Source organism: Vicinamibacteria bacterium (assembly GCA_035620555.1).
In the GTDB taxonomy this organism is placed as follows: Bacteria; Acidobacteriota; Vicinamibacteria; order Marinacidobacterales; family SMYC01; genus DASPGQ01.
The window spans coordinates 20,919-27,108 of the sequence record DASPGQ010000184.1 but is presented as its reverse complement, the minus strand read 5'-3'; the positions used below and the strand labels follow the sequence as shown (position 1 = coordinate 27,108).

Below are 6,190 nucleotides of genomic sequence, written 5' to 3'. Positions count from 1 at the left end.
CGATTAATCGTTGGCGTACGGTGAGCTCCACGGTAACTCGAGCCCGTGGAGACTCAAGCTCGGTAGGGCTGGCTCTCCGAGAGTACGCGGAAGCCCTGCTCATCGAAGTGAGGGTCGAACGCGAGGGTCTGTTCGATTCCCCGATCGCGCATCACTTCGAAACTCGTCCAATCCGTGAGACTCACCCCGCGTTTGCCCGCTGCGAGCAACGCAGCCATCGCCCGCTGGTAAAGCGGCCCGTCGATCCATACGACGTCGAGCGCTGGAGCGAAGCTCTTTTGAAAGATTCTGACGGCAGGGACTCCTATCCGTGCTTGGAGAAGCGCCACAGTCTCTTGAAGGACGTAGGAGGAGGACACCAGGGTCGGCTCCGCGGCCCGCAACGATTCAACGAGCGCCTTCGCCTCCTTGTGCGGTCATCCTCGGGAACCAGGAAAGCGTAGATCGCGGATGTATCGACGAAGACCGAGCTCACTCCCGGTAGACTTCGGCCAGATACTCGTCGTGACGCACGGCAACGTCCGTCTTACCGCTCGGGTCGTGGCAGCTTCCAGCGGCTTCAATGAGGCGTTCCCACACTCTACGATGATCGGCGGCGATCAGTAAGTGCTCCACCCCCTCCCGGACCAACTGGGCGATGGACTGCGACCGGCTCGTCGCGAGTGCTTTGAGCCTCTCGTACTGATCTTCATCAAGCTGGATCTGGGTACGAATCATGTTTAATCATGTTAGCGCTCGTGTGACATCATGACCAACAAAACGGATCGCTGGCTCACCAGATTCATTCGTAGTGAAGCGCCCGCACCGGCTCGATATTCGCGGCTCGCCGAGCCGGGAGGTAGCTCGCCAGAGTCGCGAGGGCCACGAGAAACGACGAGACGGTGACGAAGGTCGAGAGGTCCGTAGCGCTGACACCGTAAAGGAGTGCCGCCATGAGTCGGGTTACGAATAGCGCGCCCACGACGCCGAGAACCACGCCGACAAGGGCCAGGGAGACACCTTGGCGTACCACCATCCGGCTCACATCCTGCCGGCTCGCACCCAGGGCGATTCGCACCCCGATCTCTCGGGTCCTCTGACTCACGATGTAGGAGATGACGCCGTAAATTCCGATGGAGCCGAGGAACAGCGCCACCCCGGACGCGATGGCGAGAAGCAACATCGTATAGCTCGTCCTCGCCATCGAACGGGCGACCAGCTCCTCTCCCGTGCGGAGGCTCACGATAGGCAGCTGCGGATCGATGGACCAAAGCGTCTCCCGCACCAACGAGGCGAGAGACATGGGCGGCACAGCAGTCCTCAGCGACACGCTCATGTAGCGAATCGACCAGTCGTCGTACTCGTCTCCGAAACCCACCACCGGGTAGTAGATCACCGGGGTCACGGCTTTCTCGAGGCCATCGTCGCGCACGTCGTCCACGACGCCGACGATCGTGTACCAGCGCGCCCCCTCACGCGGGAGACCGGGAGTGAGACGTTTTCCGACGACACTCTGCCCCGGCCAATGGGCTTCGGCCACGCTCCGGCTGACGATGGCCGCCCCGGTCGGCACCTCGTGGTCGCGGCGCTCGAACGATCGTCCTTCGACGAGGGGGATGCGCAGCGTCTCGAAAAAGCCGGGAGTCGCCCATTTGGTACGTACGACCGGCGGGAGATCGCCCTGAGGGACGGGGAACTCCTCGAAGATCACGCCGTTGTTGGACTGGTTGCCGCTCATGGGAAACGACGATACGGCGCCCACGCTCGAAACCCCGGGCAGCGTACGGAGCTCGTCCATCAAAGATTGATAGAAGCGGGCGGCATCCTGGGGCGTTGGATAATCCTGTCGCGGGATCGCGAGGCTGAGGGTGAGCAGGTTCTCGGCGTCGAAGCCGGGGTCGACGTTCCTGAGAGCCCAGAACGATCGAGCCATAAGCCCCGAGCCGATGAGGAGCACGAGCGCCAGCGCAACCTGAGCCACCACGAGCGCGCTGCGCGCGCGATGGGTGTCGCGGCCGCTCGATGTGCGCAAGCTTCCCTCGTTGATCGCACGCGTCACGTTGGGCCGCCGATAGCGGATGACGGGAATGAGACCGAAAACGATACCGGCGAGAAGTGATACCACGGTGTTGAACGACAACACCGCCGGCTGAATCCCTACCTCGCCGAGACGGGGAATGCTCTCGGGACTGATCGCGATCAGACCTTCGAGGGATCCGAAAGCGATGCCGAGGCCGACGACGCCCGAAAGCGCCGCAAGCATGAGGCTCTCCACGAGGAAATGTCGAAAGAGGTCACCGCGGCTCGCCCCGAGCGCCACCCTCAACCCGAGCTCTCGCTGTCGGGCCTCGGCGCGCACCAGAAAGAGGTTCGCGACGTTGGCACAGGCGATGAGCAGCACGAAGCTCACCGTACCCAGGAGAACCCAGAGGACGCGGGAAACGTCGCCGACGACGTCCTCCATGAGGGGATTGAGGAATGCCGCGAGCTGGGCGCTCTCCATCATCGCCAGCGTGAACTCGCCGGGGTAGATTTCCGGTATGCGCATCAAGAGCTGGTTCATCTCGGCGGTCGCGGCTTCGACGCTGACGTCCGGCTTCAATCGACCGAGCCCTTCGTAGCTGAAGTTGACCTGTCCCAGCTCCTCGGGCTCGATGACGTGGGGAATCCAGATGGAAGTCGTCTCCCCGGGATAGGTGAATCCTTCGGGCATGACCCCGACGACTTCCCAAGGGGTGCCGTTCAGCTGGAGCGATCGGCCGAGTATCGCGAGATCCCCTCCGTAGCGGCTCTGCCAGAACGCGTGGCTCAGGAGAGCAACCTGCGGAGCGCCCGGATCATCGTCCTCCTCCACGAAGGTTCGTCCCAGACCGGCGCTCACCCGAAGGACTTCGAAAAGCGATGCCGTCACGGCGGCCGCGTCCACCCGGACGGGTTCTCCCGTCCCGGTTAGGTTCATCGAATAGGGACCGTCGGAAAGGCCGATTTCCTCGAATGAATCCGCCAGGTCGCGGTAGACGGTGTAGGTCGTGTTGCTCTGCTCGATCTGGGGGAAGCCCGCGCCGGGTGCACGATGCCACATGCCGTAGAGACGCTCGGGCTCGGGGAACGGCAGGGGTGTGAGGAGCACTCCGTGAACGATGCTGAAAATGGCGGTATTGGCGCCAATGCCGAGCGCGAGCGTGAGCACGGCGACAACCCCGAAGCCCGGACTTCTAGAGAGCTTGCGCCAAATGAGACCTAGCTCTTTGCGGACTGGGACCACGGCCGTTCCTCCTCTGAGGCGTTAAACGTCCCGGGAACGCTCCGGGTTCACTTTTTTTGTTCGATGTGGATGTGATACTCGCGAGCGCCCAAACTTGCGGAAGCGGCCGCGGCTCTCCTCCGTAAGGATGACTCCGAGAAATCGACAAAGCACGTTCAGGCCGACGACGTCCTCGTCGTTCCGGAGTCAGTTGATCAGCGAGCCCGCGACGATGCGATCCCATGCGATGCTCGATTTCGGGGGGCAGGCAGAAATGCAGCCCCTCTCGAACACTCGGAGATCAATCTCTGGAAGCGCGATATCAGGCGGCAAACCGAATGATCTCGAGCTCGGCCGACGGATCGGCTCTCGATAGCAGCTCTTCCACTCTTGCGAAGACGGAATCCTCTATCAAATACTCGCTGCACCGAGGACATTGGGCCACCGGTATCTGCTTGACGATTACAATCGTGCGTTCCGTGACTTTGAATGGGAGGTCCGTGGTCGTTGGCTCCAATTGGCTTCCACAGGTACGGCATTTCATTTCTCGACACTCCTCGTCTTCAGATCCGGCTCCCATTCGTCCGGATCGGGACGATATGCGGTGACAACACGAACATTGTCGCCCTCTACATCGACCGCGAACAAGACGTGGAAACTCGATGCACCGAGAACAAGATAGCTCGGCAAGTACTTGTCCTCTGGATAGGACTCGACGATTTCGTAGCTTTCGACAGCATCCAGTATCTCGTTTCTCGCCAAGTACCTTCCTGCGAGGCGCATATTGACATGATACGTCCAGTAGACCTTTCGATCGACAACGCACCGCCGGATGAACTCGACGGGGTCCTCGGGTATCTTCCGCACGCGCGCAGGCTCCAGCCTGATTTTCGTTTCGGCTCGAGCTCCATTTTACGTCCCTGATCAAGCCATCGGAAAGCTCCTCATCCAACATGAAGGCGCGCCTCTCTCTTGAAGCGCGCCACCCGCTCAGCATTTCGGGCGAAGGCGGAAGGCAGCACTTCAAGGCGACGTCACGCCCGAGCTTCGTGTCGAGGGACCGATACACCACGCCCATACCTCCCGCCCCGATCCGCTCGGCGACCGGGTTCCGGCTGTCATTGGCGACGTGATTTCAATGGCGGTCGGAGCGGGTGAGCCGACTCTCGATCGCGTCGGCTCGTCGCGCAATCTCGAGCACGCTCGCCCGGATCTCTTCCGGATCGCAGCTCGGCCAGGGGTACACGTTGGACATCACGAAGAATGGGGCTCCATCGAGCTCTCGAATGCAGATGGCGCCGTGGGAGATCCCGGCATTGAGCTCGAGTGCCCGGCGGAGGTACGAGCGGTGCACTCGGGCGCAGGGGCTCATGATTCGAACGAGATCGTCCGGCGTCCTTTCGATGACGACCTGCTGGGAGCGACCCGAATCCAGTAGGACCTCGACGCGGAACCGATTCGAACCGAGGCGGTCGAGCTGGCCCGGGATGCCCTTCAGTGCCTCTTTCACAACTTCACCGAAGTCTCGGAGCCGGCCTAGAAGTGACCGCAGCTCTCGCAGGAGAACAGAACCTTCCGCATAGCGCTCCTCTGGTCGTTTGGCCAGACACAGTTCCACGATGGCTTGAGCGGCGTCGGGGACGTCGAGAGCCTTGCGCCGCGCGTCGGGAATCGCACCGCTTCTATGGTTTTGCACGACCTCGGGAAGCGAGCTCGCACCGAAAGGAAGCTCACCCGTCAGGAGATAGAAGTAGCTCACCCCGGCGGCGTAGACGTCGCTTCGAGGCCCTGCGGGCTCTCCATCGAAGAGCTCGGGCGCCATGAAGTGAGGAGTTCCTGACAGATCGACGCGATCGAGAGCGGGACCGAGAAGTCGCTTGGCGAGACCGAAATCGGCCAACTTCGCGCCACCCTGGGTGGGAGCCAGCACGTTGCCGGGCTTCAGGTCGCGGTGGACGATACCTTGTCGGTGAGCCTCGGCCAGGCCCGAGACGCTCTCGGTCATCCTCGCGGTGGCTCGAGAGGGGTCGAGATGACCGCCACGCACGACGAGGTCGCGCAGCGAGGCTCCGTCGACGTACTCCAACTCGATGAAATGATGACCGCGATCCTCTCCGATGTTGTGGACGGTGACGATGTTGGGATGGACGAGGGACGCCGCCGCTCGGGCCTCGAAAAAAAACTGCTCGACGCATTGCCGATCGCTCAGTATCTTGAGGGCGCAGGTTCGCTCGAGGGTGCGATGAAAGGCCCGGTACACGCGAGCCATCCCGCCCCGCCCCACGAAAGCGTCGATCCGGTAGTCGGCGATCACAGCATCCACCAGAGGATCATTGTCGGCCTCCGGCCGAAGCCTGAGCACCTCCCGAGCCTCCGCGGCACGTGCATCGATCGAGGGAACGGTCGCCATATCCCCTAGCTCCTGACCGCACTCCGGACAATGACGCTCGCCGAGGAAGCGTTGATTGCAGCCAAAGCAGAAAAAGGGTGCTTCGCTCATGCTCGCCGGATCCCCATGACGCGTCCCGCCTGCTCGGGCTTTTCCAGGCGCCGGTGCTCTTCGAAGAGATCTTCCAGAATCGAGCGTGTCGAGGCGGGGAGCTGTGCCGAGCGGCGGGTTTTCATGTCGACGAAGATCGAAAGGTGCTCGCAGGTCGCGGAGAGGAAGTCCTTCTCCCGATGAAAGAGTCGCTGAAAGTAGTGTAGCCGCTTCGAATCCCAGTCGAGGAGCTGGAGCATGATACGGAACGGCTCCCCTTCGCGCAGCTCGCGCAGGTAGACGAGGTGATCCTCGAGGGCGAACATCGACCCCGCATGACTCTCGACGTACTCCGGTCCTAGGCCGATCCTCTGAAGAAAAACGTCGGTCGCGCGGTCGAATGCCATGTGGTAGTAAGCCACGTTCAAGTGGCCGTTGTAGTCGACCCAGTCGCGCTCGACACGGCCTTCGAGCAACAGCATCGCGCG

At 62.0% G+C, this 6,190-nt stretch carries 7 protein-coding genes; all 7 read right to left on the bottom strand.

Going from position 1 to position 6,190, the window contains the following annotated elements:
* Positions 1-53 precede the first annotated feature (53 nt).
* The gene (locus VEK15_07260) at positions 54-359 is read right to left on the bottom strand and encodes a VapC toxin family PIN domain ribonuclease (protein ID HXV60473.1); all 306 of its coding nucleotides are present in this window, start codon (positions 357-359) and stop codon (positions 54-56) included.
* Positions 360-471: 112 nt separating this feature from the next.
* Positions 472-717: a CopG family transcriptional regulator gene (locus VEK15_07255; protein HXV60472.1), complete on the bottom strand. Its 246-nt coding sequence runs from the start codon at positions 715-717 to the stop codon at positions 472-474.
* A 64-nt stretch (positions 718-781) separates the two neighbouring features.
* Positions 782-3,244: an ABC transporter permease gene (locus VEK15_07250; protein HXV60471.1), complete on the bottom strand. Its 2,463-nt coding sequence runs from the start codon at positions 3,242-3,244 to the stop codon at positions 782-784.
* Positions 3,245-3,545: 301 nt separating this feature from the next.
* Complete coding sequence (locus tag VEK15_07245; GenBank protein HXV60470.1) at positions 3,546-3,767, bottom strand: YgiT-type zinc finger protein; 222 nt, start codon at positions 3,765-3,767, stop codon at positions 3,546-3,548.
* Entirely contained in the window at positions 3,764-4,090 is a 327-nt protein-coding gene (locus VEK15_07240; protein ID HXV60469.1) for a DUF4258 domain-containing protein, read from the bottom strand. The genes VEK15_07245 and VEK15_07240 overlap by 4 nt, the downstream gene beginning before the upstream one ends.
* Before the next feature lie 268 nt (positions 4,091-4,358).
* Entirely contained in the window at positions 4,359-5,723 is a 1,365-nt protein-coding gene (locus VEK15_07235; protein HXV60468.1) for a protein kinase, read from the bottom strand.
* Positions 5,720-6,184 (bottom strand): thioesterase family protein, encoded by a 465-nt coding sequence (locus tag VEK15_07230; protein ID HXV60467.1) that lies wholly within the window; start codon positions 6,182-6,184, stop codon positions 5,720-5,722. Before VEK15_07230 ends, VEK15_07235 begins: the two co-directional genes overlap by 4 nt.
* Positions 6,185-6,190 lie beyond the last annotated feature (6 nt).